This window comes from Paraburkholderia sp. 40, assembly GCF_050434105.1.
GTDB lineage: Bacteria > Pseudomonadota > Gammaproteobacteria > Burkholderiales > Burkholderiaceae > Paraburkholderia > Paraburkholderia tuberum.
This window is the reverse complement of sequence record NZ_JBNPVY010000004.1, coordinates 3,204,727-3,227,236: the sequence shown is the minus strand read 5'-3', so window position 1 is coordinate 3,227,236 and position 22,510 is coordinate 3,204,727. Positions and strand designations below refer to the sequence as shown.

The window sequence follows — 22,510 nt, the reverse complement described above, 5'->3', positions numbered from 1 at the left end:
TCCAACGAACAGGTTGATGTCAATGGGTAAGGTTTATCTGATCGGCGCGGGACCCGGTGCCGCGGACCTGATTACGGTGCGCGGCGCGCGGCTGCTCGGCGCCGCCGACGTCGTGCTGCACGACGCGCTGGTCGAGCCGGCGATGCTCGACTACGCGCCCGCGCGCGCGAAGCGCATTGCGGTCGGCAAGCGCTGCGGCCAGCTATCGACGGCCCAACAGTTCATCAACAAGCAGATTGTCGATGCGGCTTTGGAGCACGACGTGGTCGTGCGGTTGAAGGGCGGCGATCCGATGCTGTTCGGCCGCGCCGACGAAGAGATGCGTGCGCTCGAAGCCGCGGGCATCGAGTATGAAGTCGTGCCGGGCATCACCGCCGCGCTGGCGAGCGCGGCCACGCTGAAGCGTTCGCTGACGCTGCGCGGCGTGTCGCGCAGCGTCGCGCTCGCGACGTTCAGCCGCGCGCCAGGTTCCGATGAGATCCGCGAGCAGGTCAACGCCGATTCGCTGGTGTTCTACATGGGGCGCGACAGCGGCGTCGAAATCGCGCAGCAACTGATCGATGCTGGCAAGCCCGCGACGACGCCCGTGGCGATCGTCGAGGCGTGCAGCACGCCGCGCGAACGCATGCTGACGTTGACGCTGGAAGACCTTGCGGCCGGCGAAGCGCAGCGCTGGGTCGATGCGTCGCAGCCGAGTCTGTTGATGATCGGCGAGGCGTTCGCGGCGCGGCAGACCGAGGCGAAGCGCTCGTCGAACGGGATGCTGGTCGCGGCCTGAATATCCTCGGCAGGGCCGACCCGAGAGCGGCGAATCTGAGCAACCAGAACGAAAAAATCAGAGCTGCCGCAGGCAATACTGCGCGAGCGCATCCAGCACCGAATCATCCTCGCCGACTGCCACCGCGCAGCGAATCTCGACACCGGGATGGGCGGCGCGGCAATGATCGACGATCGCGGGCAAATCCGTGCGGACATGACCGCCTTGCCCGAAGAACACCGGCACCACGGTGATCGCATCGCAGCCTTGCGTGACGAGTTGCGCGACGGCCGTCGGCAGGTCGGGTTCCATCAGTTCGAGAAAGGCGAGCGTAACCGCAGGAGCTTCGCCCGTCGCCGCGCGCGCGGCGCGCAGCTTGTCGGCGAGCCGCTCGAACGGCTCGCGCCAGCGCGCATCGCGCGCGCCGTGGCCAAACAGAATCAGTCCGTGCATAGCCATCGCATCAGCTCCTGACGATGCCCCTCAACGCACTGGCGTTAGTGCCGGTCGACCCACTTCAACCCTACGAGCCCCAGCACCAGGTAGACGAGCCCAGGTGTTGCCGCGGTCAACGGCGCGGGCCACGTATTGAGCGTGCCGATATGCGAGAACAGCGTGTTGAACAGCTGGAAGCTCATGCCGAGCATGATGCCGCCGAACACCTTCACGCCGACCACGCCCGCGCGCGTATGAAGATACGCGAACGGCAGCGACAGCACCAGCATCACGAACACCGCGAACGGATACAGCACCTTGCGCCACAGCGCGATTTCATAGGGCTGCGTGTCCTGATGGTTTTCGGTCAGATGCTGGATATAGCGGAACAGATTGAACATCGACATCCGGTCCGGCGAGACCAGCAGCACCGACAGGATCTGCGGCGTCAGCTCCGAGCGCAGCGAATACTCGGGCAGCGTGACCTGATTCGCGCGATAGACCGGATTGAGCGCATCTGCCGGCGTACCCGGAGCGCGGGCCACGTCGAGCAGTTGCGTATCGGTCACGCCGGTCAGCAGCCAGTGGCCCGGCGGCTGATAGCGGCCGCTCTGCGCGATGCGAATGTTCGACAGGCGGAACTTCGAATCGAATTCGTAGATGCGCACGTTGCTGATCGTCGCGTCGGGCTTCAGCTCGCCGACGTTGACGAAGCGCGTGACCTGCTCGCCGTCGGCGCGCTCGGTCAGCGTGTCCTTGACCCACACGCCCGACTGGAAGTTGCTCGACACCGACGAGCCGAGCGCCTCGAGCCGCACGCGCTCGGAGAGCTGATCCGTATACGGGCCGACCACTTCGCCGATCAGATAGGTGACGATCACGAGCGGAATGCCGATCTTCAGCAGCGAGCGCAGCGCCTGATTCGTCGCGAGTCCTGATACGCGGAAGATCGTGTATTCGGAGTTCGCCGCCATCTGCGCGAACACGTAGATCGCGCTGATCAGCGCCGCGACCGGAATGATTTCGTAGAAACGCGACGGCGTTTGCAGCGCGACGCGCAGCACCGCGTACTGAAACTTGTAGTTGCCGTGGCCGACCGAGTTCAGTTCGTTGATCAGGTCGAAGAAGAAGAACAGACCTGAAAATGCAAACAGGATGAAGACGAACGTGAGATAGATCTGACGCGCGAAATACCTTTCATAAATGCGCATCGGTCAGGCTCCCTGCGAACGGCTGAACATGGCGCGCGTAAATAGCGGCCGGTTGCGCACCCGCATCCAGAAGATGAACGCGACGATCCCGAGCACGATCACGTGCAGGATCACGAGCCCGACGCCGAACGACATCTTGCCCTGCTCGATCCACGCCTGCACGACGTTCAGCAGATTCGAATAAGTGAGGTAGATCAACACGGCCATCACGAGGTTGATCGTGCGGCTGCGCCGCGGGTTCTGGTGCGCGAGCGGAATGGCGAGCAGCACCAGGTTGATCGCGATCAACGGCAGACCCGCGCGCCACGCGAATTCGGCGAGGTTCTCTTTAGTGGGATTGCGCAGCAGCGTGAGCGTCGGCAAGCCGGTGGTGGTCGGCGTATTGACGACCGGCTGGCTCTGGATCTTCACGCCGTAGCGCTCGAACTCCATGATGCGGAAATCGGGGTGGCCCGGTTCGCCGTCGTAGCGGCGGCCGTTTTCCAGCACGACGAAGCGGTCGCCGTTCTTGTGCGTCTCGATGTGGCCGTTCTTCGACACCACGACGTTGACCTTGCCGCCCTCGGTGCTCGTCACGAACACGTTTTCCACATGCCCCTGGTCGGGCGACATCTTCTCGATGAAGAACACGCGGTGCGTGGTCGGCGATTCGCGGAACTGCCCCGGCGCGAGCAGCGAGACTTCGTCGCGCTGCTGGAAGCGCGCGCGGATCAGCTTGCTCTGCTGGTTCGACCACGGCCAGCCGACGAACACGAAGAACATGATCAGGATGATGATCGGCGTGGCGAAAATGCCGATCGGCTTGATGAATTGCGTGAGACTGACACCCGAGGACAGCCACACGACCATCTCGGAGTCCTTGTACCAGCGCGTGAGCACGAACAGGATCGACACGAACAGCGTCGCGACGAGCATGATGGCCAGATAGCCGATCACGGTGAGGCCGATCAGGACCAGCACGTCGCGCGGGTCGACCTCGCCCGAGGCCGCGAAGCCGACGATGCGGATCATCATCGTCGTCAGCACGAGCGTGAGGAGAACCATGAACACGGCGCCAGCCGTGTACGCGAGCTCGCGCTGGAGGGAGCGTTCAAAGATCATTGTTGATGACGAGAGGGGGCGCTCACGGCGACGCGGGGGTTCGTTCCCGTCACGCCTCCGGTGCAGCCGCCGCGGGAAAAATAGCGGATAATTGCGGCTTTCATCCTAAGCCCAGATTTTATCCGAGGACAAGCGCGATGGACTTTAGCATAAAAGCCTGTGATTGGACCAAAGGCTCGACGAACGGTTTCCTGACCGGGAAATCCGATTGCATCGTGATCGGTGTGTTCGAGTCGCAAACGCTGTCGGGCGCCGCGCTGGAGATCGACGCGGCCACCAAGGGCCTGCTCACGCGCATCATCAAGGCGGGCGACATGGACGGCAAGGCGGGTACCACGCTGTTCCTGCACGAGGTGTCGGGCATCGGCGCGTCGCGCGTGCTGCTCGTCGGGCTCGGCAAGCAGGACGCTTTCAGTCAGAAAGCCTACGGCGAGGCGGTCCGCGCCGCATGGCGCGCGCTGCTCGGCACGAAGATCGTGCAGGTCACGTTCACGCTCGCGCAACTGCCGGTGCTCGAACGCACGGCCGACTGGTGTGTGCGCGCCGCGATCCTCGCGCTGCGCGAGCTGACCTACCGCTTCACGCAAATGAAGAGCAAGCCGGACAACACGCCGCGCGCGTTGAAGCGCATCGTGTTCAGCGTCAACACCGGTGACGAGAAGGCCGCCAAGCTCGCCGCCAGGCAGGGCGCCGCGCTCGCCAACGGCATGGACCTGACGCGCGAGCTCGGCAATCTGCCGAGCAACGTCTGCACGCCGACCTATCTGGCGAACACCGCGAAGAAGCTCGCGAAAGACTGGAAGCTGAAGGTCGAGGTGCTCGGCGAGAAACAGTGTGAAGCGCTGAAGATGGGCTCGTTCCTGTCGGTCACCGCGGGCGCGGTCGAGCCGGCGCAGTTCATCGTGCTGCAGTACCAGGGCGCCGCCGCGAAGGCCGCGCCGGTCGTGCTGGTCGGCAAGGGCGTCACGTTCGACACGGGCGGCATCTCGCTGAAGCCGGGCGAGAGCATGGACGAGATGAAGTACGACATGTGCGGCGCGGGCTCGGTGCTCGGCACGCTGCGCGCGGTCGCCGAGATGGGCCTGAAGATCAACGTGGTCGGCATCATTCCGGCCGTCGAGAACATGCCGTCGGGCACGGCCACCAAGCCGGGCGACATCGTCACCAGCATGAAGGGCCTCACGATCGAGGTGCTGAACACCGACGCCGAGGGCCGCCTGATTCTGTGCGACGCGCTCACCTACGCGGAGCGCTTCAAGCCGGCCGCGGTGATCGACATCGCGACGCTGACGGGCGCCTGCATCATTGCGCTCGGCCATCACAACAGCGGCCTGTTCTCGAAGGACGACGCGCTCGCGGGCGAACTGCTCGACGCGTCGCGCGAAGCGGCCGACCCGGCCTGGCGCCTGCCGCTCGACGACGAGTACCAGGACCAGCTGAAGTCGAACTTCGCGGACGTCGCGAATATCGGCGGGCGTCCGGCGGGCAGCGTGACGGCCGCGTGCTTCCTGTCGCGTTTCACGGATTCGTACCCGTGGGCGCATCTCGACATCGCCGGCACCGCGTGGAAGAGCGGCACCGCGAAGGGCGCGACGGGCCGTCCGGTGCCGCTGCTCGCGCAGTTCCTGATCGACCGCGCCGGCCAATGACGCAGTGCGGTAAGCGCGCGCACGGCGCGCGGCAAGCGGGGCGGAGCGGCCGATGACGAGAATCGACTTTCACTCGAACGTCGGCGATTCGCTGCTGTACGCGTGTCGCCTCGTGCGCAAGGCGTATCTGGCGGACCAGCCGCTCGTCGTGCTGGCCGAGCCCGCGCGCCTGCGCGCCTTCGACGAAATGCTGTGGACCTTCTCGCCGCTCGACTTCGTGCCGCACTGCATGGCGGGCACGCCGCTTGCCGCCGACACGCCCGTCGTGCTGGCCACGAATCTCGACGACGTGCCGCATCATCAGGTGCTGCTCAATCTGGGCGCAACGGTGCCGGCGCAGTTTGCGCGCTTCGAAAGATTGCTCGAAGTGGTCGGTAACGCACACGAGGAACTCGCTGCGGGCCGCGAGCGCTATCGCTTCTATCGCGATCGCGGCTATGCTTTGAACAACTACAAGCAGGGCGGCTAGTTCGTTGCGCTTCGCGTCATGACCGCGAGGAACGCGGCATGCGGACCGCCTGCCCTGACTTCGACTCAAACACGGAGAGCGCACGTGTCCGATCCCCACGACAATTCGATTCCGATCCTGAACGAGGTCCTCGTGCCGGGCCGCGCGCGCGAGACGCGCGAGGCGTCGACCGATGCCGCCGCGCCTGCATCCCAGCCGGGCGCCGAGGCCGCAACCCCAGCCGCCGCGCGACCGGCGGCGGTGCCCGAGCCCGTTTCCCGCACGGAGCCCGCGTTCGTGCCACCGCCCGCGCATCGAGCCGACCCGAGGCTGGCGCCCGAGCCGGTACTCGCGCCCCAACCGGTGCCCACGCCCGAGCAACTGAGTTCGCCGGAGCCCGTGCTCGTGCCGGAGCCGATGCCGACGCGAGAAGCCCCGCATGCGGCGGAGCATGAGCCTCTCGCGCAGACCGAGCTTCATCAGCCGCGCGTGGCTGATCACACGCACCCGAGAAAACACGCACGGCCGCATCACGGCATTCATGTGCGACATGGGCATGACGACTTGCATGAGGACGTGGAGGTGTCGCCCGGCGTGTTCGATCGTACCGAACCCTTCATACCGCTCGAAGCCGGCGCGACAGTGCCGCCGGATATCGACCATGAAGGCGCGCACGAAGCCGCTCCCGCTCAGCCCACACTCGATGCCGACGCACTCGCCGCACGATTGCACGGACGCTTCCAGCGTTTTCTGACGGGCGAGGGGCGCGGCATCATCGAGGCGCGCTGCCGCGATGCAGTGCAGCAGCACACGAGTCTGCTCGTGAGCCAGATCACGCGCGAGGTCGCGCAGACGCTCGAAGCCGAGATGACCGATTGGGTACGTGAAGCGGTGGAAGAAGAAATCGCGCGGCGCTCGCGTTGACGCCGCGGTGATCTGAGAGCGCCGTTATTTGAGCGTCAGCACCCAAGCCGCCAGCGTGGCCGCCTGATCGGGCGTCAGTTGCGTGTTCGCGGGCATCGGCACGGTTCCCCATACGCCGGTGCCGCCATCGAGGATCTTGCGCTTCAGATAGGAGGCGGCGTCGTTGCGTCCCGCATAGCGGGCTGCAACGTCGTGCAGCGCCGGCCCCATGAACGGGCGAGTGACCGAGTGGCAGCTCATGCAGTTCTTCTGCTGGGCGAGCGCGAGCCCGGCTGCTTCGGCACGGGCTGCGGGACTGGCGGCGCTCAATGCGGCGGCGAGCGCAACAGTGGCTGCTACGGCTGCGTACGACATCGATTTCATTATGGTCTCCGCCAGTGCAGATGCCCGGCTCGTGGTGGACGCATTATAAGAGCAAAGGGGCGCACGGATTTTTGTGCGCCCCTTGCGTTTTCGCGTAACGTGGCGGCGGGTTATCCCTGTCGGGGCGGGCCACGCCGGCCGTGGTCATTACCCCGTCACCGCCCCTCGATTCGCCGGCTGCGCGAGCGCGAAATACTTGGCCATCACGCCGCGTGTGTAGCGCGGCTTCGGCGCCTGCCATGCGGCGCGGCGGCGCTGCAGCTCGGCATCGTCGATGTTCAGTTGCAGCAGCAACTGGTGCGCGTCGATCGTGATCGAATCGCCTTCCTGCACGAGCGCGATCGTGCCGCCGACGAACGCCTCCGGCGCGACGTGCCCAACCACCATGCCCCAGGTGCCGCCCGAGAAGCGGCCGTCGGTGATGAGCCCGACCGATTCGCCGAGCCCCTTGCCGATGATCGCCGAAGTCGGCGCGAGCATTTCCGGCATGCCGGGGCCGCCCTTCGGGCCAAGATAGCGCAGCACGACGACGTCGCCGGCGACGATCTTGTCGGCGAGGATCGCTTCGAGCGCGCTCTGCTCGTCGTCGAACACGCGCGCCGGGCCCGTGATGACCGGGTTCTTGAGCCCGGTGATCTTGGCGACCGCGCCGTCTTCGGCCAGATTGCCCTTCAGGATCGCGAGATGGCCTTCGGCGTAGAGCGCCTTGTCGATCGGGAAGATCACCTGCTGATCGCTGCGTGGCTTGGCTGGTACGTCCTTCAACTCCTCGGCGATCGTTTTGCCGGTGATCGTCATGCAATCGCCGTGCAGAAGCCCGGCGTCGAGCAGGATCTTCAGCACCTGCGGAATGCCGCCCGCCTTGTGCAGATCGGTGGCGACGTACTGGCCCGACGGCTTCAGGTTGCAGATCACCGGCACTTTTTTGCGCATGCGCTCGAAGTCCTCGATCGTCCATTCGATCTCGGCCGCGTGCGCGATCGCCAGGTAGTGCAGCACCGCGTTGGTCGAGCCGCCGGTCGCCATGATCAAGGCAACCGCGTTTTCGATCGACTGCTTCGTGATGATGTCGCGCGGCTTCAGATCCTTCTTGACGGCTTCGACGAGCACACGCGCCGATTCGGCGGCCGAGTCGACCTTCTCCTGGTCGGGATTCGCCATCGTCGACGAATACATGAGCGACATGCCGAGCGCCTCGAACGACGAGCTCATCGTATTGGCCGTGTACATGCCGCCGCACGAACCGGTCGACGGACACGCATTTTTCTCGATGCCCTCGAAATCCTCCTGCGACATGCGGCCCGCCGTGAATTCGCCGACCGCCTCGAACGACGACACGATCGTCAGATCGGTGCCTTTCCAGTTGCCCGGCCGGATCGTGCCGCCGTACACGTAGATGCCCGGCACGTTCATGCGCGCGAGGCCGATCATGCCGCCCGGCATGTTCTTGTCGCAGCCGCCGATCACGACCACGCCGTCCATCCATTGCCCCTGCACGCAGGTCTCGATGCAATCGGCGATCACCTCGCGCGACACGAGCGAGTACTTCATGCCCTCGGTGCCCATCGACATGCCGTCCGAGATCGTCGGCGTGCCGAAGGTCTGCGGGTTCGCGTCGGCGCGCCTGATCGCGGTGACGGCCGCGTCGGCGAGACGCTGCAGGCCGGCGTTGCACGGCGTAATCGTCGAGTGGCCGTTGGCGACGCCGATCATCGGTTTGTCGAAATCCTCCTTCTGGTAGCCGAGCGCGTAGTACATCGAGCGATTCGGTGAACGCGCGATGCCTTGCGTGATGTTCTTCGAACGACGGTTGTAGGCCATGGGGAGCTCCAGTCTGGCTGTTCTGATGAAAGCGCGCGGCGGCGTCCGCGCGCGCATCCGTTCAGTGTAGTTCCGCCAGACCGTGCAAACCGGCGGTTTTGCGTGACACGCGTCGTGTGTATTATTCGCGGTTGTTCAGGTCGTAAAATATATTAATCATGCTGCCGACGATCCCCGACCTGCGCCAGTTGCGCTATTTCGTCACCGTCGCCGAGGAAAAGCACTTCGGGCGCGCGGCCGCGCGTCTGTCGATGACGCAGCCGCCGCTGTCGCAGGCGATCCGCGCGCTCGAGGAGACGCTCGGCGTCGAGCTGTTCGCGCGCACCAAGCGCTCGGTCGAGTTGACGGCGGTCGGCGCTGATCTGTTGCCGGAGGTGCAGCGGCTGCTCGCGGCCGCGGAAGGGCTCAGGCCGCTCGCGCAGAGCCTCGCGCGCGGCGAGGCGGGCGTGCTGTCGCTCGCGTTCGTGTCGACTGCGGATTACGGCCTGCTGCCGCTGCTGCTGCGCGATTTCGGCGCGCGGCATCCGCGCGTGCGGCTCGAACTGACCGAGGCGACCAGCGACGTGCAGGTCGAGGAACTGGTGGCCGGGCGTATCGACGCGGGTCTGGTGATCGCGCCGCTGCCGTCGCGGCATGCGGCGCAGCTGTCGTGGCTGCCGATCGCGCGCGAGCCGCTCGTGATCGCGATGTCGACGGAGATGGCGCAAGGCTTGCGGGGCAGCGTGAACGCAAACGGCAAGGGCAGCGCCGCCGAAGACCCCGCCGCCGAATGGCTCGACATGCCCGTCAGCCTGCGCGATGTCGCCGACGCGCCGCTCGTGATCTTCCCAAGGCGTCTCGCGCCAGGCTTTTATGACATCATTATGGATTGCTACGGCGTTGCGGGCCTCGCGCCACGGATCGGCCAGGAGGCGATCCAGATGCAGACCATCGTGAGTCTCGTGTCGGCCGGCATGGGCGTCGCGCTGGTGCCGCAATCGTTGCGTAACCTGCGGCGCACGGGCGTCGTGTACCGGCCGCTGTCCGAGTCGGTGCCCGCGATCGAGACGGGCCTCGTCTGGCGCACCGACGAGGTCAGCCCGGTGCTGGCGGGCTTCATCGACATCGTGCGCGCGCATGCGGCGAGCGTCGCGTCGCGTGTCTAGATCCCGCTTCTGATTCCCTGTAAAAACTGCTTTCGAACCTGAACTGCCCATAACTACACGATGCTCATTCACCCCAATTTCGACCCTGTCGCCATCCATCTGGGGCCGCTCGCCGTGCGCTGGTATGGCTTGATGTACCTCGTCGCGTTCGTCGCGGCGATCGTCGTTGCCCGGCTGCGGCTGCGGCTGCCGTACGTCGCCGCGCAAGGCTGGACCGCGAAGGATATCGACGACATGCTGTTCTACGGCGTGCTAGGTACGATCCTCGGCGGCCGGCTCGGCTATGTGCTGTTCTACAAGGCGAGCTTTTATTTCGCGCATCCGCTCGACATCTTCAAGGTGTGGGAAGGCGGCATGTCGTTTCACGGCGGCTTTCTCGGCGTGACGATCGCGATGATGCTGTTCGCTTATCAGCGCAAGCGCTCGTGGCTGCAAGTCACCGACTTCGTCGCGCCGATGGTGCCCACGGGCCTCGCGGCGGGGCGCCTCGGCAATTTCATCAACGGCGAGCTGTGGGGCCGCGTGACCGATCCGTCGGCGCCGTGGGCGATGCTGTTTCCCGGCGCCGCGCCTGACGACGCCACATGGCTCGCCGCGCATCCGCAACTGGCCGCGCAATGGCATCTGAACGAAGTGTTCGCGCAATATCACATGCTGCCGCGACATCCGTCGGAGCTGTACGAGATCGCGCTCGAAGGCGTGGCGCTGTTCTTTGTGCTGATCTTTTTCTCGCGCAAACCGAAGCCGCTCGGCGCGATTTCCGCGATGTTCCTGATCGGCTACGGCCTTGCGCGCTTCACGGTCGAATTCGCGCGCGAGCCGGACGATTTCCTCGGCCTGCTCGCGATGGGGCTGTCGATGGGTCAATGGCTGTCGCTGCCCATGATTCTCGCGGGCATCGGCCTGATGGTGTGGGCGTATCGCCGTGGGCGTCGCGAGCCGGCGCAGGCGGTTGGCGCGAACTGAGCGGCGCTCGGCTAGCGTAGCGAGTGTTGCATGAAAAAACGCCACGGCATCGATGGATGCCGTGGCGTTTTCTGTTGGGGCTTGCGCTTGCGCGTCACTTCATCTGCACCGACCCCGACACGTTGACCGTCACCGTCGACGTGCCGCCTTCGAGCGACAGCGGCGCGCTCTTCGCGTCGGCGCCCATCGCGCGTGCGCTCATCATCATCATCGGACGCGGCATCACGCCGCTGTGATTCACGTTGACCTCGCGGATCGAATAGCCGCTAAAGCCGAACGCCTGCGAGGACGCCGCGGCCTGCTCGCGAAACGATTTGATCGCCTCGCCGCTGAGCCGCTGTTCGGCCGCGCGCTGCGCTTCCGGCGACAGCGAGAAACGCACGTTGCCAACCTGCATGATCGATGCCATCTGTCCGGCGAGCTTCGATGCCGCGGCGAAGTCGCGCGATTCGAGCACGACTTCCGTGCGGCCGCGCCACGTCGAGATGCGTCCGTCGCGGTCCGTCGACGGGAAGATCGAGAACGCGCCCGAGCGCGCGGTCACGCCGCTGACGCCGCGCGCTTTCTGCAATGCCGCGTCGGCGCGTTCGTTCAGCGTCGACGTCAGCGACGACGGCTCGCTCGCTTCCTGCTCGTAAAACAGCGTGATTTCGACTTCGTCCTGCGGGACTTCCGCGCTCGCCTGCGCATTCAGCGACAGCACGCCCGAAGGCTGCGGCATCATGGTCTGCGCTCGAGCGGGCGCAGGGTTCAGTGCGAGTGCCACAGGCGCGCCCAAGGCGAGCGCAAGTGCGAGGGACCGTGCGGTTTTTGTCGTCATGACTGGAATCCTTGTTTGAACAGGTTGTGCACGTTCGACGCGAGCGCCGGGCGGTGGCGCGCGGTTTGACGGATGCGCTGGCGAATGCATCGGCTTGCCGTCGAGCGGCCGGTTCGAGCTCACGCTTTCGTCGACCGATTAGGCGCGTTTTACCGACGCTTGGTTCCCCAATTAGTGCTTCGCCGCCGCATCGGAAACGATGACCTGGATGCGATCATGACAGGTGCCGCGTCGCGCGTTCGCCCTTAAACCAGCTGTTTAGTGATGAAGCGCCATTCGGCTTCGGTCACCGGCGTGATCGACAGGCGGTTGCCTTTGGCGAGCACGCGCATGTCCTGCAATTCGGCATGCTCGCGCAGCGCGGCAAGCGGAATCAGCGCGATTTTCTTCCTGAACACGACGTCGACGAGCATCCAGCGCGGCGTTTCCGGCGACGATTTCGCGTCGTAGTACGGACTCTTTTTATCGAACTGGGTCGGGTCCGGATACGCGGTCGACGAGACCTCCGCGATGCCCGCGATGCCGGGCTCCGGACAGCTCGAATGATAGAAGAGCACGCCGTCGCCGACCTGCATCACGTCGCGCATGAAGTTGCGCGCCTGATAGTTGCGTACGCCGGTCCACGGCAAGGTGCGATGAGGTGCGTTGGCGAGGTCGTCGATGCTTGCTTCGTCCGGTTCGGACTTCATCAGCCAGTAGCGCATGAATCGGAGTGAGCGTGTGAGATTGAACGAAGCGCAACAACAGCAGGCGCGTACGGAAAAGCCCCTGAAAAAGGCGCTCAAACGAAAAAACGACGACCAAAGAAAAACGGCATCGAACCGAAGTCCGATGCCGTTCCAGATAAGGTCCCCGCCTTAGCCGCTAGGCCGGCATCCTGAACCGAGGGTTCAGAATTGGTCGCAGTTAGCAACACTTCGGGTACATCAGACTGAGTGACGCGCACACCCGTGCTACAAATTTCCGCAACCGTGCACATGGCATTGGTTCAAGGAATGTATGACCTTGGCGAACCAGGCAGGGAAGCTAACCGATGATGCTACAACCCAAACCGTTGAACACGTGACCGATTCGAAACCGGCCCACTACTGCTTACTGCAAGCTGTACTGCTCGATCACAGTACCTAGCTGTTCGTTCATTTGCTGCATTGTACGCCGGATTTCTTCAGCAGGAAATGCTTCTCCGTGTCGCACGCTGCTTTGCAGCTTAAGCAGTTCCGATGCCAGCGACAGCGCAGCCATCACGGCGATGCGATCGGTGCCGCGCACGTTGCTGCCGCTGCGGATTTTCTTCATCTCGGCGTCGACGCGCGCGACCGCCTCGAGCAGCGCGCCTTCGGTTTCCGGCGAACAGGCGAGACGATAGGGTACTTCGAGAATCGATACTTCGATCTGCTTGGTGGTCATGCGCTTTCTCCGTGTCGGCTCACGTCGCTTTCCGCTTCCTCATGTTCGGGCTGGGCGGACTCGAGCAGATCGAGCTGGTTATCCGGTTCGCTGCTCGCGCGTGCGCGCGGCAATTTTTCGAGAATCGCATTCAGGCGCACCTGAGCGTCGTCGATCTTGGCGGACAGCGCGTCGCGTTCCGCCTGCAGTGCGTCGCGCTCTTCGCGCAATTGCGCGAGTTCCGCATGCGTGGCTTGCACTTCGGCACGCGTTTGCGCGAGCTGCTCTTCGAGCGCGAGCCGCGCTTCGTTGTGGCGCTGGCTGATCGCAATCAGCTTGCCGATGTTCTGGGAGAGTGATTCGAGTTCGGTGAGCATGTGCTGCGTCCTCTAAAGACATCGCATTTTAGCGCGGAATATTACAGGTTCCGACAATTGTCTCGTTTCGAGACGTAACAGCATCGCTTCGTGCACGTTCGTTGGGTGTCGCGTCGTCGACCATAAGATAAAAACCGGCAATCCATCCGACAATAACCTGCATTCAACAGAACCGATTGCGCTCCGGTCGACCTTTCTTGACGCCCCGCGAGGCCGCTCCTAAACTTCCCGCACTCTGGTGCCCGCGCGCGCTTTTCGGCGCGCGCAGTTAAACGGGAAGCAGGGCGCGCGCGGTGCCAAAACCGGATGCGCGAACCTGCGCTGCCCCCGCAACGGTAAGCGACCGCATGTGATGTGCTCATGCAGGTCGGTCCTGGTCGCAAGGTTGGAAGTTCAACGTGCGAGTGTGCCACTGCGCGTCACGCGTGGGAAGGCGGATCGATGTGTCGTAGCCCGGATACCGGCCAGAAAAGAGGGACGTCCCCCCGCGAAAACGCTAAACAAGGGGGCGCTCGTGACGCGTCGGCCCGCGGGGAAGCAGGCCGCGCACGCTATCCACAGGAATGTCATCCCATGCTGTCCCCCATCGCCCGCGCAACGCTGCTCGCGTTCGCGAGCCTGCCGCTCGTCGTGCATGCGCAAAGCGCCGAGCCCGCGTCTTCATCGTCCGCGACGGATGCAACCGCTGCGAGCGCCGCAAACGTTGCCGACGCGGCCAATCTCACTTCCACCGATGCGTCGGGCAACGTGCTGTCGCCGATCGTCGTGACCGCGCAACGCGGACCGCAAGCGTTGCGCGATGCGATCCCGCAGACTACGCAGTTCGATCAGCAGGACGTCGCCGACACGACCGCGACCGATCTGCCCGGCCTGTTGCAACTCGCGCCAGGCGCGCAAATCTCGCGCACGGGTGGCCCCGGTTCGACCACGAGCCTCTTTCTGCGCGGCGCATCGTCGACGCAATCGCTGCTGCTGATCGACGGCGTGCGCGTCGATTCGGTGAGTCTCGGCTCAGCTCAGCTCGCGCAGATTCCGCTCGATCAGGTCGATCACGTCGAAGTGGTGAACGGCAACGTGTCGGCGTTGTATGGCTCGGGCGCGATCGGCGGCGTCGTGCAGGTGTTCACGAAAGACGGCGGCGATCATCCGCCGCGTTTCAATTTTTCGGTCGGCTACGGCAGCTATCGCACGCAGACGCAAACGGCCGGCGTGAACGGCGCGCTCGATCAGGACGGCCGCACGACTTTCAATATTTCGCTCGCACGCACGAAGGACGACGGCTTTTCGTCGCTCAATCCGCTCGAGGCGCCGAACGCGAATCCGAACGCAAACGGCAATCTGAACGAGAGCATCAGCGCGTCGCTGCGTCACATGTTCACCGACAGGTGGGACGCGGGCGTCAGCTACTTCCAGTCGAACAACGACAACAGCTACGACAATGCGTACGGCGAGCCCACCGATCTGAACAATCTCTATAGCAAGGTGCGTCAGGTGTCGGTATTCGCGAACGGCAAGCTGACCGACTGGTGGACCACCCACGTCACGCTCGCCGAGGGCGACGACCGCAGCGTGTCGAACACCAATGGCATCTACAACGGCCGCTTCGATACCGACAATCGTCAGTACACGTGGCAGAACGATTTCGCGCTCGCCGCGAACCAGAAGCTGCAACTCGGCTACGAGCATCTCGACCAGACGCTCGACTCCGACACGTTCGCCGCGCCCGACCGTCACGTCGATTCGGTCTTCGCGGGCTACAGCGCGCGCTTCGGCCGCAACCAGATTCAGGCCAACGTGCGACGCGACCAGTACTCCGATTTCGGTGGGGCGAACAGTTACTATCTCGGCTACGGATTCGACATCACGTCGCGCTGGAAGGTAACCGCAAGCTATTCGGATGCGTTCCGCGCGCCGAGCTTCGACGATCTGTACTATCCGATCAGCGGCAACCCGTCGATCCAGCCCGAGCGCAGTCATTCGGTCGAAGCCGGTTTGCAGTACGCGACCGATGCGCTCGGCGTGATGCGGTTGAACGCCTTCCAGACGCGTTATACGAATCTGATCGACTACGTGCAGACGATCCCCGGCATCTACCTCGCGGAGAACGTCGGCCATGCGAAGGTGCAGGGACTCGAGGGATCGTGGAGCGGTCATGTCGGCAAGACCGACGTGCGCGCAACGGTGACGCTGCAGAACCCGGTCGATCTCGACAACGGTACCGACCTCGTGCGGCGCGCGCGTCGGTTCGGGTCGTTCGCGGTGAATCGCAGCATCGGTGGCTGGCGGGTTGGCGGCGAGTGGATCGTCAGCGGTCCGCGCACCGATAGCACGGGCAACCTCGGCGGTTATGGCATCGTGAATCTGTCGGCGCGCTACAACGTCACCAAAGCGTGGTACGTCAGTGCGCAAATCGACAATCTGTTCAACAAGGATTATGAAACGGCCTACTCGTATAACTCGCCGCGACGTGGTGCGTATCTCACGCTCGGCTGGCAGCAGCAGTGACGCGCGCGCCGGGTTGGCCGCATGCGTGAGCGCACGCGGATGAGTCGCGCGTCCACTTCGCTGCGCGCCGCGATGGCGACGCCGCGCCCGATGAACGCGAAACGCGCGGCCGCGATCTGGCTCGGCCTCGCGCTCGCCGCCATCGCGGTGCTCGGCGCGTCGCTGGTGCTCGGCAGCGTGCCGCTCGCGCCGTCGCGCGTGCTTTTGGCGCTCGTGCCGACGCACACGTTCCGCGGCACGGGCAGCGACGATCTCGCCGGCGAAATCGTGCGTACGTTGCGTTTGCCGCGCGCGCTCGCGGGCTTCGCGTGCGGCGCGTTGCTCGCGCTCGCCGGCGCGCTGCTGCAGGTGCTGCTGCGCAATCCGCTGGCCGAGCCATACGTGCTCGGCGTGTCGGGCGGCGCGGCGACGTTCGCGCTCGTTGCGATGATCGCGGGCGGCGCATGGTGGCTCGTCGATGCGAGCGCGTTCGCGGGTGCGTTCGTGTCGATCCTGCTGGTGCTCGGCCTCGCGCGTCGCGAGCTATGGCGCGGCGAGCCGCAGGACACGTCGCCCCGTTTGCTATTGACCGGCGCGGTGATCGCGGCCGGGTGGGGCGCGCTGATCACGCTGCTGCTCAATCTCGCGCCCGACAGCCGTCTGCGCGGCATGCTGTTCTGGCTCACCGGCGACCTGAATGGCGGCGCGGTGCCGTGGACCGCGCTGATGGCGCTCGCGCTCGTGTTGCTTGCGATCGTGCCGGCCGCGCCGCGTCTGAACGTGTTGCTGCGCGGCGACGCGGCCGCGCAGGCGTTGGGCGTCGCCGTGATGCCGCTGCGTTTGCGTGTGTACCTGGTCGCGTCGCTGGCGGCGGCTGCGGCGGTGACGACCGCGGGCACGATCGGCTTCGTCGGTCTCGTCGTGCCGCACATGCTGCGGCTCGCGTTCGGCAACGATCAGCGCATGCTGCTGCCGGCGGCCGCGCTCGGCGGCGGTGTCGCGGTGATGGGCGCGGATCTGATCGCGCGGACCGTGATCGCGCCCGCGCAATTGCCGGTCGGCGTGATCACGTCGCTGGTCGGCGTGCCGGTGTTCCTGTGGATGCTGCTCAAACGCCGCCGATGATACGAGCCAAACCCAGCCCCACCTGTTCGATGCTGAGCACGCAGCGCCTGACGTTGCGCGCCGGCGCGCGCACCTTGCTCGACGCGTTCACGCACACGTTCCATGCGGGCGAAATCTGGTGCATCGCCGGGCCGAACGGCGCGGGCAAGACCACCTTGCTATCGACGCTGGCGGGGCTGTTGCATCCGGCGGCGGGCCATGTCGAACTCGATGGCGTGCGCGTGGCCGACTGGCAGCCGCTGCCGCTCGCACGGCGCCGCGCGCTGATGCCGCAAAGCGCGGCCGATGCGTTCAACGCAAGCGTGCTCGACATCGTGCTGCTGAACCGCTTCCCGCATCTGGGCGGCAGGGGCTGGGAGCGCGACGAGGATCGCGCGGCCGCGCGGGCGGCGCTCGAACGGCTCGGCCTCGCGGACTTTGCGGCGCGCGACGTGCTGTCGCTGTCGGGCGGCGAGCGTCAGCGCGTTGCCCTCGCGGCGGTGCTGTGCCAGGACGCGCCGCTGTTGCTGCTCGATGAACCGTTGTCGCATCTCGACCTGCATCATCAGGTCGACTGTCTCGACGCGCTCGTCGCATGGACGCGCGAACCGCGCCGTAGTGTGCTGTTCTCGTGCCACGACCTGAACCTCGCGCGCCGCTTCGCGACGCACGCGTTGCTGCTCGACGGCGCGGGCGGCGCGTATGCGGGCCCAGTGCGCGACGTGCTGACGCCCGCGTTGACGAGCCGCGCGTTCGGCTATCCGCTGATTCTGATTCGCGACGGCGAGCACGAGGCGCTGATACCCGCGCCGCGCGCGCGTCACGAATCGGCTGCCGGCCATGACGCACAGTCAGGCTGATATTTATTCCTATCCCTTGTTTCGATCACACCTATGACTCGCATCCCACACCCAGCCGGTTTGCCCGAAGTCGCGCCGCTCGATCAGACGCTACGCGCCGAACTGCAGCGGATCATCGATACGCGCACCAAACCGCCCGGCAGCCTCGGCCGGCTCGAAACGCTCGCGCGCCAGATGGGCCTGATCCAGCGTAGTACGCGTCCCACCGTGCAGCGTCCCGCGATGATCGTTTTCGCGGGCGACCACGGCATCGCCGCCGAAGGCGTGAGCCCCTATCCTCAAGCGGTGACCGCGCAGATGGTCGCGAACTTCATCGCGGGCGGCGCGGCGATCAACGCGCTCAGTCGCGTCGCGGGTCTCGAACTCGAAGTGGTCAACGCGGGCATCGCGACGCCGCTGCCGTCCACGGACCGACTCGTCGACATTCCGGTCGGGCCCGGCACGCGCAACTTCGCACACGAAGCCGCGATGACGTGCGCCGAAGCGCTCGCCGCGATGCAGGCGGGCGCCGCGCGCGTGCGTCATCACGCGGCGCTCGGCACGAACGTGATCGGCTTCGGCGAGATGGGCATCGCGAACACCTCGGCGGCCGCGTGTCTGATGAGCCGCCTGTGCGGTGTGCCGATCGACGACTGCGTCGGCCGCGGCACGGGTCTCGACAATGCCGGACTCGCGAAGAAGCGCAACGTGCTCGCGGCGGCGCTCGCACGCCATGCGGATGCACGCGCGCCGCTCGACGTGCTCGCGACCTTCGGCGGCTTCGAAATCGCGATGATGGCGGGTGCGTATCTGGCGGCCGCCGAGGCGCGCATGACCGTCCTCGTCGATGGCTTCATCGCGACGTCCGCGCTGCTGGTCGCCGATGCGTTCTCGCCCGACGTGCGCGAGTACTGCGTGTTCGCGCATGCGTCGAACGAGGCCGGGCATCGGCGCATGCTCGATCATTTCGGCGCGCAGCCGCTGCTGTCGCTCGACATGCGGCTCGGCGAAGGCACGGGCGCCGCGCTCGCGGTGCCGTTGCTGCGCGCGGCGGTGGCCTTCGTCAACGAGATGGCCAGCTTCGATTCGGCGGGCGTCGCCGATCGCGAACCGTGAAGCGCGTGAGCACGCGCTTCGCGATAACGCGAAGCTCGGCCCGCAGCACCGTGAAACTGCACTCGCCAAGTTCATGAACCCGCTCGCGGAACTGCGCTATTTCTTCACGGCGCTCGGTTACTTCACGCGCGTGCCCGTGCCGCGCTGGGTCGGTTTCGAGCCGCATTATCTGAACGCCGCGGCGCGCTATTTTCCGCTCGTCGGCGTGTTGGTCGGCGGCTTCAGCGCGCTCGTCTATCTGGCCGCGCTGCGCGTGTTTCCGGCGAGTGTCGCGGTGCTGCTGTCGATGGCCGCGTCGCTCGTGGTCACGGGCGCATTTCACGAGGACGGTCTCGCCGATTGCATCGATGCGTTCGGTGGCGCCTATACGCGCGACGATGCGCTGCGCATCATGCACGACTCGCGCATCGGTGCTTTCGGCGCCATCGCGCTCGTGATCGCTCTGGCGATCAAGTGGCAAACGCTCGCGGCGTTGCCACCGCCGCGCGCCGCAAGCCTGATGCTTGCGGCGCATGGTGCGAGCCGCGCGTGCGCGATCAGTTACCTGGCCACGCTCGACTATGTGCGCGCGGCCGGCAAAGCCAAGCCGGTCGCGCAGCGTTTGAGCGGGCCGGCGCTGTTGTGCGCCGCGCTGTTCGGGCTGCCGTGGCTCCTGTGGCCGAACGGCCCCGGCATGCCCGACTGGCGTTTCGCCGCGCTCACGTGTGCTGTGCTGTTCGCGCTGCGCTTTGCGATGGGCCGTTATTTCGTCAGACGCATCGGCGGCTATACCGGCGACTGCCTCGGCTTCGCGCAGCAGATCTTCGAATTGAGCATCTACCTGGTGGGGCTTGCATGGATATCGTCCTGATTCGACATCCCGCTGTCGCGCTCGAGGCGGGGGTTTGTTACGGCCATAGTGATGTCGCGTTGGCGGAAAGCGCCGAGGTCACGTCCAATGCGTTGGCGGTGAAGCTCGCGAGCTTGCAGGTGCCGGCGCCGCGTGTGCTGATCACGAGTCCGCTTACGCGCTGCGCCGCGCTAGCGACCGAGATCGCGAACGACTTCGGCTGCGTGGTCAGCCACGACGAGCGCTTGAAGGAAATGGATTTCGGCGAGTGGGAAGCGCAGCGCTGGGATACGATCGATCGCGCGCTGCTCGACGACTGGGCCGCCAATTTCGAACATGCGCGCGCGCATGGCGGCGAGAGCGTCGAGCAATTCGTCGCGCGTGTGCGAGCGTGGTTCGATGCGTTCGCGCTGACGCGCGAGCTGTCGCCCGCATACGTGGTCACGCACGCGGGCGTGATGCGCGCGATCGCGTCGTGGGTGCTGGAGGTGCCGCTCGCGCATTGCCTGCAGTGGTCGCTAGATATGACGGGGATCGTCTGGTTGCGACGTAACGACGAGACGCTGCAGTGGTCGCTCGTGCGATGGAATGCGTGACCCGCGTGGTCATCGGGAAAACTGATCCCTTTTTCTCGCCACACGCGGCGCCGTCATGGCGCGGGCTGCTTTCTGCGCGAGCGCGCCAGTTCGAGGTCCTCGCACAGTTGCCGCGCGCCTTGCGCGATGCGCGGCGCGGGGCGATTGATCAGATCGCCGTCGATCGCAAACAGGTTGTCGTTCGCGACGGCCGCGAGACCCGGCCATGCGCGCCATGTGTCGAGTTGCGGCAGCATCGTGTCGGGCCGCGTCGCGCCGGGCGCGGCGGTGACGATCGCCTGAGGATTCGCCGCGAGCACCGCTTCGGTCGACACGGTCGGCACGAGCGGCTGCAGGTCCGCGAACACATTGCGGCCGCCGCATAGCGTGATCACGTCGCTGATCATGTGCTCGCCGTTGAGCGTCATCAGCGGCCGGTCCCATACCTGATAAAAGACGCTGACGGCCGGGCGGTTCGCATACCGCGCGCGCAGACGGGCGATGTCGTCGCGATAGGCGGCCGCCGCCGCATCCGCGCTCGCCGATGTGCCGAGCAGCCGGCCGAGCTTGGTCAGCGACACGGCGATCTCGTCGAGACGGCGCGGCTCGCTGAAAAAGAGCGGCACATGTAGCTCGCGCAAGCGTTCGAGCTGACGCTGCGCGTTGCCGTGCCGCCACACGACGATCAGGTCCGGTTTCAGCGCGACGATGCGCTCGAGGTCGAGCGCCTTGTTGTCGCCGACGCGCGGGAGTTGCTTCGCTTCGGGCGGATAGTCGCTGTACGACACCGCGCCGACCATCTTCGGGCCGCCGCCCGCGGCGTACAGCAATTCGGTCACGTGCGGGGCGAGGCTGATCACGCGCTGCGCGGGCGCGGCGAGCGTGACGGTCGCGCCGCTGTCGTCGGTGACGGTGATCGCGGCGTGCGCGCTCAGTGCGGTCAGCGCGAGCGCTGCGGCGCCGAACCAATGGATGAAGCGGTGCGCGGGCGGGGCAAAGCGGATGGAACGAGCAAAGCGGATCATCGGACGAGGGCGGATCACGAAGCGTTGAGCGGCTTGGGTGCGAAGGTCACTGCGCTAACTCGACCGCGCGGTATCGATCGAGTCAACCGCCTGTTGCAACTGTTGCTCGAAGCGGGTCCATTCGGCTTCGTCGCCCGGCAGCCCGAAGCGCACGCTGGCCGATGGCACCCGAAGCGATGGCGGAAAAAGACGCGTCCACACGCCGCGCCGCGCGAGCGCTTCATGCAACGCGGCGGCGCGCGCATCGTCGGTCCATGCGAAAAGCGGCGTGCCCCGTGTCGCGAAACCGTGCGCATGCAACAGCCCGGCAAGCCGCGCGCTGTCGCCGATGAGCCGCTCACGCATCCGCGTTTGCCACGCGGCATCGTCGAACGCGGCGCTCACCGCATGACGCGCGGGACCGCTGACGGTCCACGCCCCCAGCCTGTCGCGCAACGCGGCGAGCAATGTGGGCGCGCCCAGCACGAAGCCGGCGCGCACACCCGCGAGCCCGAAGAACTTGCCGGGCGAGCGCAACACGACGAGCCCGTCCCGATGCGTATGCGCCGCCAGCGACGCGACCCGCGCGGCCGGCAGCGCATCGGCGAACGCTTCGTCGACGAGCAGCGTGCCGCCGCGTTCGCGCAACTGCGCGTGCCAGTACAGCAGCCTGGCGGCATCGATATGCGTGGCGGTCGGATTGTCTGGGTTGACGATAGCGACGTGCGTGAGCGCGGCGGGCAGCGTGTCGCGATGCACGTCGAGCGGCGCGACCGCGTGTCCGGCGCGCGCGAACGCGGGCGCGTACTCGCCGTAGGTCAGCGGCGCGATGCCGACCGTCGCGGGCGACAGCAACGCGGGCAGCGCGCGAATCGCCGCCTGGCTGCCGGCGACGGGCAGCACGTGCGCGGCATCGGGCGCGCCGTAGTAGCGCGCGGCCCGCTCGGCGAAGCCGTCGCCTTCGTCGGGCAAACGGCGCCACGCGTCGGCGGGCAGCGGCGGCACCGGATAGCCGTGCGGATTGATGCCCGTCGACAGATCGAGCCACTGCGCGTACGCAATGCCGTAGCGCGCCGCCGCTTCGTGCAGGTTGCCGCCGTGCGCGATCGGGCCGCTTGCGGCGTGCTCGCGCGGTTGCGTCCAGTCGGTCATGCGC

Annotated in this window: 23 protein-coding genes, 1 other RNA gene and 1 riboswitch; of the genes, 12 read left to right on the top strand and 12 right to left on the bottom strand. The window is 65.9% G+C overall.

The window, feature by feature from the left end; translation table 11 throughout:
• The first annotated feature begins 22 nt into the window (after window positions 1-22).
• Complete coding sequence (cobA, locus tag OKW28_RS36900) at window positions 23-778, top strand: uroporphyrinogen-III C-methyltransferase (RefSeq protein WP_090803404.1); 756 nt, start codon at window positions 23-25, stop codon at window positions 776-778.
• A 57-nt stretch (window positions 779-835) separates the two neighbouring features.
• Here cobA and OKW28_RS36895 read toward each other — a convergent pair whose 3' ends face one another.
• From OKW28_RS36895 to lptF, 3 genes are read right to left on the bottom strand one after another with little or no spacing between them, the layout of a single operon-like run.
• A complete protein-coding gene (locus tag OKW28_RS36895; RefSeq protein ID WP_184007767.1) occupies window positions 836-1,216 on the bottom strand; it encodes a sirohydrochlorin chelatase in 381 nt (126 codons plus the stop codon).
• Window positions 1,217-1,254: 38 nt separating this feature from the next.
• Complete coding sequence (gene lptG / locus OKW28_RS36890) at window positions 1,255-2,403, bottom strand: LPS export ABC transporter permease LptG (RefSeq protein WP_429452754.1); 1,149 nt, start codon at window positions 2,401-2,403, stop codon at window positions 1,255-1,257.
• 3 nt (window positions 2,404-2,406) lie between these two features.
• Entirely contained in the window at window positions 2,407-3,504 is a 1,098-nt protein-coding gene (lptF, locus tag OKW28_RS36885; RefSeq protein ID WP_429452752.1) for an LPS export ABC transporter permease LptF, read from the bottom strand.
• Between the two features lie 137 nt (window positions 3,505-3,641).
• On the opposite strand from lptF, the gene OKW28_RS36880 reads away from it, so the two are divergent.
• The 3 genes from OKW28_RS36880 (at window position 3,642) to OKW28_RS36870 (ending at window position 6,525) form a co-directional block, all read left to right on the top strand.
• Window positions 3,642-5,153: a leucyl aminopeptidase gene (locus OKW28_RS36880; RefSeq protein WP_429452750.1), complete on the top strand. Its 1,512-nt coding sequence runs from the start codon at window positions 3,642-3,644 to the stop codon at window positions 5,151-5,153.
• 52 nt (window positions 5,154-5,205) lie between these two features.
• The gene (locus tag OKW28_RS36875; protein WP_429452749.1) at window positions 5,206-5,622 is read left to right on the top strand and encodes a DNA polymerase III subunit chi; all 417 of its coding nucleotides are present in this window, start codon (window positions 5,206-5,208) and stop codon (window positions 5,620-5,622) included.
• Window positions 5,623-5,706: 84 nt separating this feature from the next.
• Window positions 5,707-6,525, top strand: a complete 819-nt coding sequence (locus tag OKW28_RS36870) for a DUF2486 family protein (RefSeq protein ID WP_429452747.1) — start codon at window positions 5,707-5,709, stop codon at window positions 6,523-6,525.
• Between the two features lie 24 nt (window positions 6,526-6,549).
• Here OKW28_RS36870 and OKW28_RS36865 read toward each other — a convergent pair whose 3' ends face one another.
• Together OKW28_RS36865 and ilvD are read right to left on the bottom strand one after the other, a co-directional pair.
• The gene (locus OKW28_RS36865; protein ID WP_429452745.1) at window positions 6,550-6,888 is read right to left on the bottom strand and encodes a c-type cytochrome; all 339 of its coding nucleotides are present in this window, start codon (window positions 6,886-6,888) and stop codon (window positions 6,550-6,552) included.
• Between the two features lie 147 nt (window positions 6,889-7,035).
• Complete coding sequence (ilvD, locus tag OKW28_RS36860; protein ID WP_018419686.1) at window positions 7,036-8,709, bottom strand: dihydroxy-acid dehydratase; 1,674 nt, start codon at window positions 8,707-8,709, stop codon at window positions 7,036-7,038.
• Window positions 8,710-8,867: 158 nt separating this feature from the next.
• Here ilvD and OKW28_RS36855 point away from each other — a divergent pair, with 158 nt between their 5' ends.
• Entirely contained in the window at window positions 8,868-9,854 is a 987-nt protein-coding gene (locus tag OKW28_RS36855; protein WP_184065300.1) for a LysR family transcriptional regulator, read from the top strand.
• 60 nt (window positions 9,855-9,914) lie between these two features.
• Entirely contained in the window at window positions 9,915-10,820 is a 906-nt protein-coding gene (gene lgt, locus OKW28_RS36850) for a prolipoprotein diacylglyceryl transferase (RefSeq protein ID WP_187611785.1), read from the top strand.
• 94 nt (window positions 10,821-10,914) lie between these two features.
• Here lgt and OKW28_RS36845 read toward each other — a convergent pair whose 3' ends face one another.
• The 5 genes from OKW28_RS36845 to OKW28_RS36825 form a co-directional block, all read right to left on the bottom strand.
• Entirely contained in the window at window positions 10,915-11,640 is a 726-nt protein-coding gene (locus tag OKW28_RS36845) for an SIMPL domain-containing protein (RefSeq protein ID WP_184007783.1), read from the bottom strand.
• A 245-nt stretch (window positions 11,641-11,885) separates the two neighbouring features.
• Window positions 11,886-12,344, bottom strand: coding sequence for an EVE domain-containing protein (locus OKW28_RS36840; protein WP_429452742.1), 459 nt, complete (start codon window positions 12,342-12,344; stop codon window positions 11,886-11,888).
• Between the two features lie 141 nt (window positions 12,345-12,485).
• Window positions 12,486-12,667, bottom strand: a non-coding RNA gene (gene ssrS, locus OKW28_RS36835) — 6S RNA.
• A gap of 65 nt (window positions 12,668-12,732) precedes the next feature.
• On the bottom strand, window positions 12,733-13,047 hold the full coding sequence (locus OKW28_RS36830) for a cell division protein ZapA (RefSeq protein ID WP_018419691.1): 315 nt from the start codon (window positions 13,045-13,047) through the stop codon (window positions 12,733-12,735).
• Complete coding sequence (locus OKW28_RS36825) at window positions 13,044-13,403, bottom strand: ATPase (RefSeq protein ID WP_184007785.1); 360 nt, start codon at window positions 13,401-13,403, stop codon at window positions 13,044-13,046. Before OKW28_RS36825 ends, OKW28_RS36830 begins: the two co-directional genes overlap by 4 nt.
• 219 nt (window positions 13,404-13,622) lie before the next feature.
• Window positions 13,623-13,886, top strand: a riboswitch (cobalamin riboswitch).
• A 90-nt stretch (window positions 13,887-13,976) separates the two neighbouring features.
• Here OKW28_RS36825 and OKW28_RS36820 point away from each other — a divergent pair.
• The 6 genes from OKW28_RS36820 (at window position 13,977) to cobC (ending at window position 20,371) form a co-directional block, all read left to right on the top strand.
• On the top strand, window positions 13,977-15,908 hold the full coding sequence (locus OKW28_RS36820) for a TonB-dependent receptor domain-containing protein (protein WP_429452740.1): 1,932 nt from the start codon (window positions 13,977-13,979) through the stop codon (window positions 15,906-15,908).
• A gap of 39 nt (window positions 15,909-15,947) precedes the next feature.
• Window positions 15,948-17,012, top strand: a complete 1,065-nt coding sequence (locus OKW28_RS36815; RefSeq protein ID WP_429452738.1) for a FecCD family ABC transporter permease — start codon at window positions 15,948-15,950, stop codon at window positions 17,010-17,012.
• Window positions 17,013-17,041: 29 nt separating this feature from the next.
• A complete protein-coding gene (locus tag OKW28_RS36810; protein ID WP_429452736.1) occupies window positions 17,042-17,851 on the top strand; it encodes an ABC transporter ATP-binding protein in 810 nt (269 codons plus the stop codon).
• A 33-nt stretch (window positions 17,852-17,884) separates the two neighbouring features.
• The gene (gene cobT, locus OKW28_RS36805) at window positions 17,885-18,946 is read left to right on the top strand and encodes a nicotinate-nucleotide--dimethylbenzimidazole phosphoribosyltransferase (RefSeq protein ID WP_429452734.1); all 1,062 of its coding nucleotides are present in this window, start codon (window positions 17,885-17,887) and stop codon (window positions 18,944-18,946) included.
• 73 nt (window positions 18,947-19,019) lie between these two features.
• Window positions 19,020-19,796: an adenosylcobinamide-GDP ribazoletransferase gene (locus OKW28_RS36800; protein WP_429452732.1), complete on the top strand. Its 777-nt coding sequence runs from the start codon at window positions 19,020-19,022 to the stop codon at window positions 19,794-19,796.
• On the top strand, window positions 19,781-20,371 hold the full coding sequence (gene cobC / locus OKW28_RS36795; RefSeq protein WP_429452730.1) for an alpha-ribazole phosphatase: 591 nt from the start codon (window positions 19,781-19,783) through the stop codon (window positions 20,369-20,371). Before OKW28_RS36800 ends, cobC begins: the two co-directional genes overlap by 16 nt.
• 53 nt (window positions 20,372-20,424) lie before the next feature.
• On the opposite strand, the gene OKW28_RS36790 is transcribed toward cobC, so the two are convergent.
• Both OKW28_RS36790 and cobD read right to left on the bottom strand, forming a co-directional pair.
• Window positions 20,425-21,375 (bottom strand): cobalamin-binding protein, encoded by a 951-nt coding sequence (locus OKW28_RS36790; RefSeq protein ID WP_429452729.1) that lies wholly within the window; start codon window positions 21,373-21,375, stop codon window positions 20,425-20,427.
• Between the two features lie 54 nt (window positions 21,376-21,429).
• Window positions 21,430-22,506 (bottom strand): threonine-phosphate decarboxylase CobD, encoded by a 1,077-nt coding sequence (gene cobD / locus OKW28_RS36785; protein WP_429452727.1) that lies wholly within the window; start codon window positions 22,504-22,506, stop codon window positions 21,430-21,432.
• Window positions 22,507-22,510 lie beyond the last annotated feature (4 nt).

Coding starts and splice junctions, on each gene's coding strand:
- OKW28_RS36810 (WP_429452736.1), top strand. CDS start 17,042: ATGCTGAGCACGCAGCGCCTGACGTTGCGCGCCGGCGCGCGCACCTTG.
- OKW28_RS36825 (WP_184007785.1), bottom strand. CDS start 13,403: ATGCTCACCGAACTCGAATCACTCTCCCAGAACATCGGCAAGCTGATT.
- lptF (WP_429452752.1), bottom strand. CDS start 3,504: ATGATCTTTGAACGCTCCCTCCAGCGCGAGCTCGCGTACACGGCTGGC.
- OKW28_RS36875 (WP_429452749.1), top strand. CDS start 5,206: ATGACGAGAATCGACTTTCACTCGAACGTCGGCGATTCGCTGCTGTAC.
- OKW28_RS36855 (WP_184065300.1), top strand. CDS start 8,868: ATGCTGCCGACGATCCCCGACCTGCGCCAGTTGCGCTATTTCGTCACC.
- lptG (WP_429452754.1), bottom strand. CDS start 2,403: ATGCGCATTTATGAAAGGTATTTCGCGCGTCAGATCTATCTCACGTTC.
- ilvD (WP_018419686.1), bottom strand. CDS start 8,709: ATGGCCTACAACCGTCGTTCGAAGAACATCACGCAAGGCATCGCGCGT.
- OKW28_RS36800 (WP_429452732.1), top strand. CDS start 19,020: ATGAACCCGCTCGCGGAACTGCGCTATTTCTTCACGGCGCTCGGTTAC.
- OKW28_RS36880 (WP_429452750.1), top strand. CDS start 3,642: ATGGACTTTAGCATAAAAGCCTGTGATTGGACCAAAGGCTCGACGAAC.
- OKW28_RS36815 (WP_429452738.1), top strand. CDS start 15,948: ATGAGTCGCGCGTCCACTTCGCTGCGCGCCGCGATGGCGACGCCGCGC.
- OKW28_RS36865 (WP_429452745.1), bottom strand. CDS start 6,888: ATGAAATCGATGTCGTACGCAGCCGTAGCAGCCACTGTTGCGCTCGCC.
- cobA (WP_090803404.1), top strand. CDS start 23: ATGGGTAAGGTTTATCTGATCGGCGCGGGACCCGGTGCCGCGGACCTG.
- OKW28_RS36820 (WP_429452740.1), top strand. CDS start 13,977: ATGCTGTCCCCCATCGCCCGCGCAACGCTGCTCGCGTTCGCGAGCCTG.
- cobD (WP_429452727.1), bottom strand. CDS start 22,506: ATGACCGACTGGACGCAACCGCGCGAGCACGCCGCAAGCGGCCCGATC.
- OKW28_RS36840 (WP_429452742.1), bottom strand. CDS start 12,344: ATGCGCTACTGGCTGATGAAGTCCGAACCGGACGAAGCAAGCATCGAC.
- OKW28_RS36790 (WP_429452729.1), bottom strand. CDS start 21,375: ATGATCCGCTTTGCTCGTTCCATCCGCTTTGCCCCGCCCGCGCACCGC.
- cobC (WP_429452730.1), top strand. CDS start 19,781: ATGGATATCGTCCTGATTCGACATCCCGCTGTCGCGCTCGAGGCGGGG.
- OKW28_RS36830 (WP_018419691.1), bottom strand. CDS start 13,047: ATGACCACCAAGCAGATCGAAGTATCGATTCTCGAAGTACCCTATCGT.
- lgt (WP_187611785.1), top strand. CDS start 9,915: ATGCTCATTCACCCCAATTTCGACCCTGTCGCCATCCATCTGGGGCCG.
- OKW28_RS36895 (WP_184007767.1), bottom strand. CDS start 1,216: ATGGCTATGCACGGACTGATTCTGTTTGGCCACGGCGCGCGCGATGCG.
- cobT (WP_429452734.1), top strand. CDS start 17,885: ATGACTCGCATCCCACACCCAGCCGGTTTGCCCGAAGTCGCGCCGCTC.
- OKW28_RS36845 (WP_184007783.1), bottom strand. CDS start 11,640: ATGACGACAAAAACCGCACGGTCCCTCGCACTTGCGCTCGCCTTGGGC.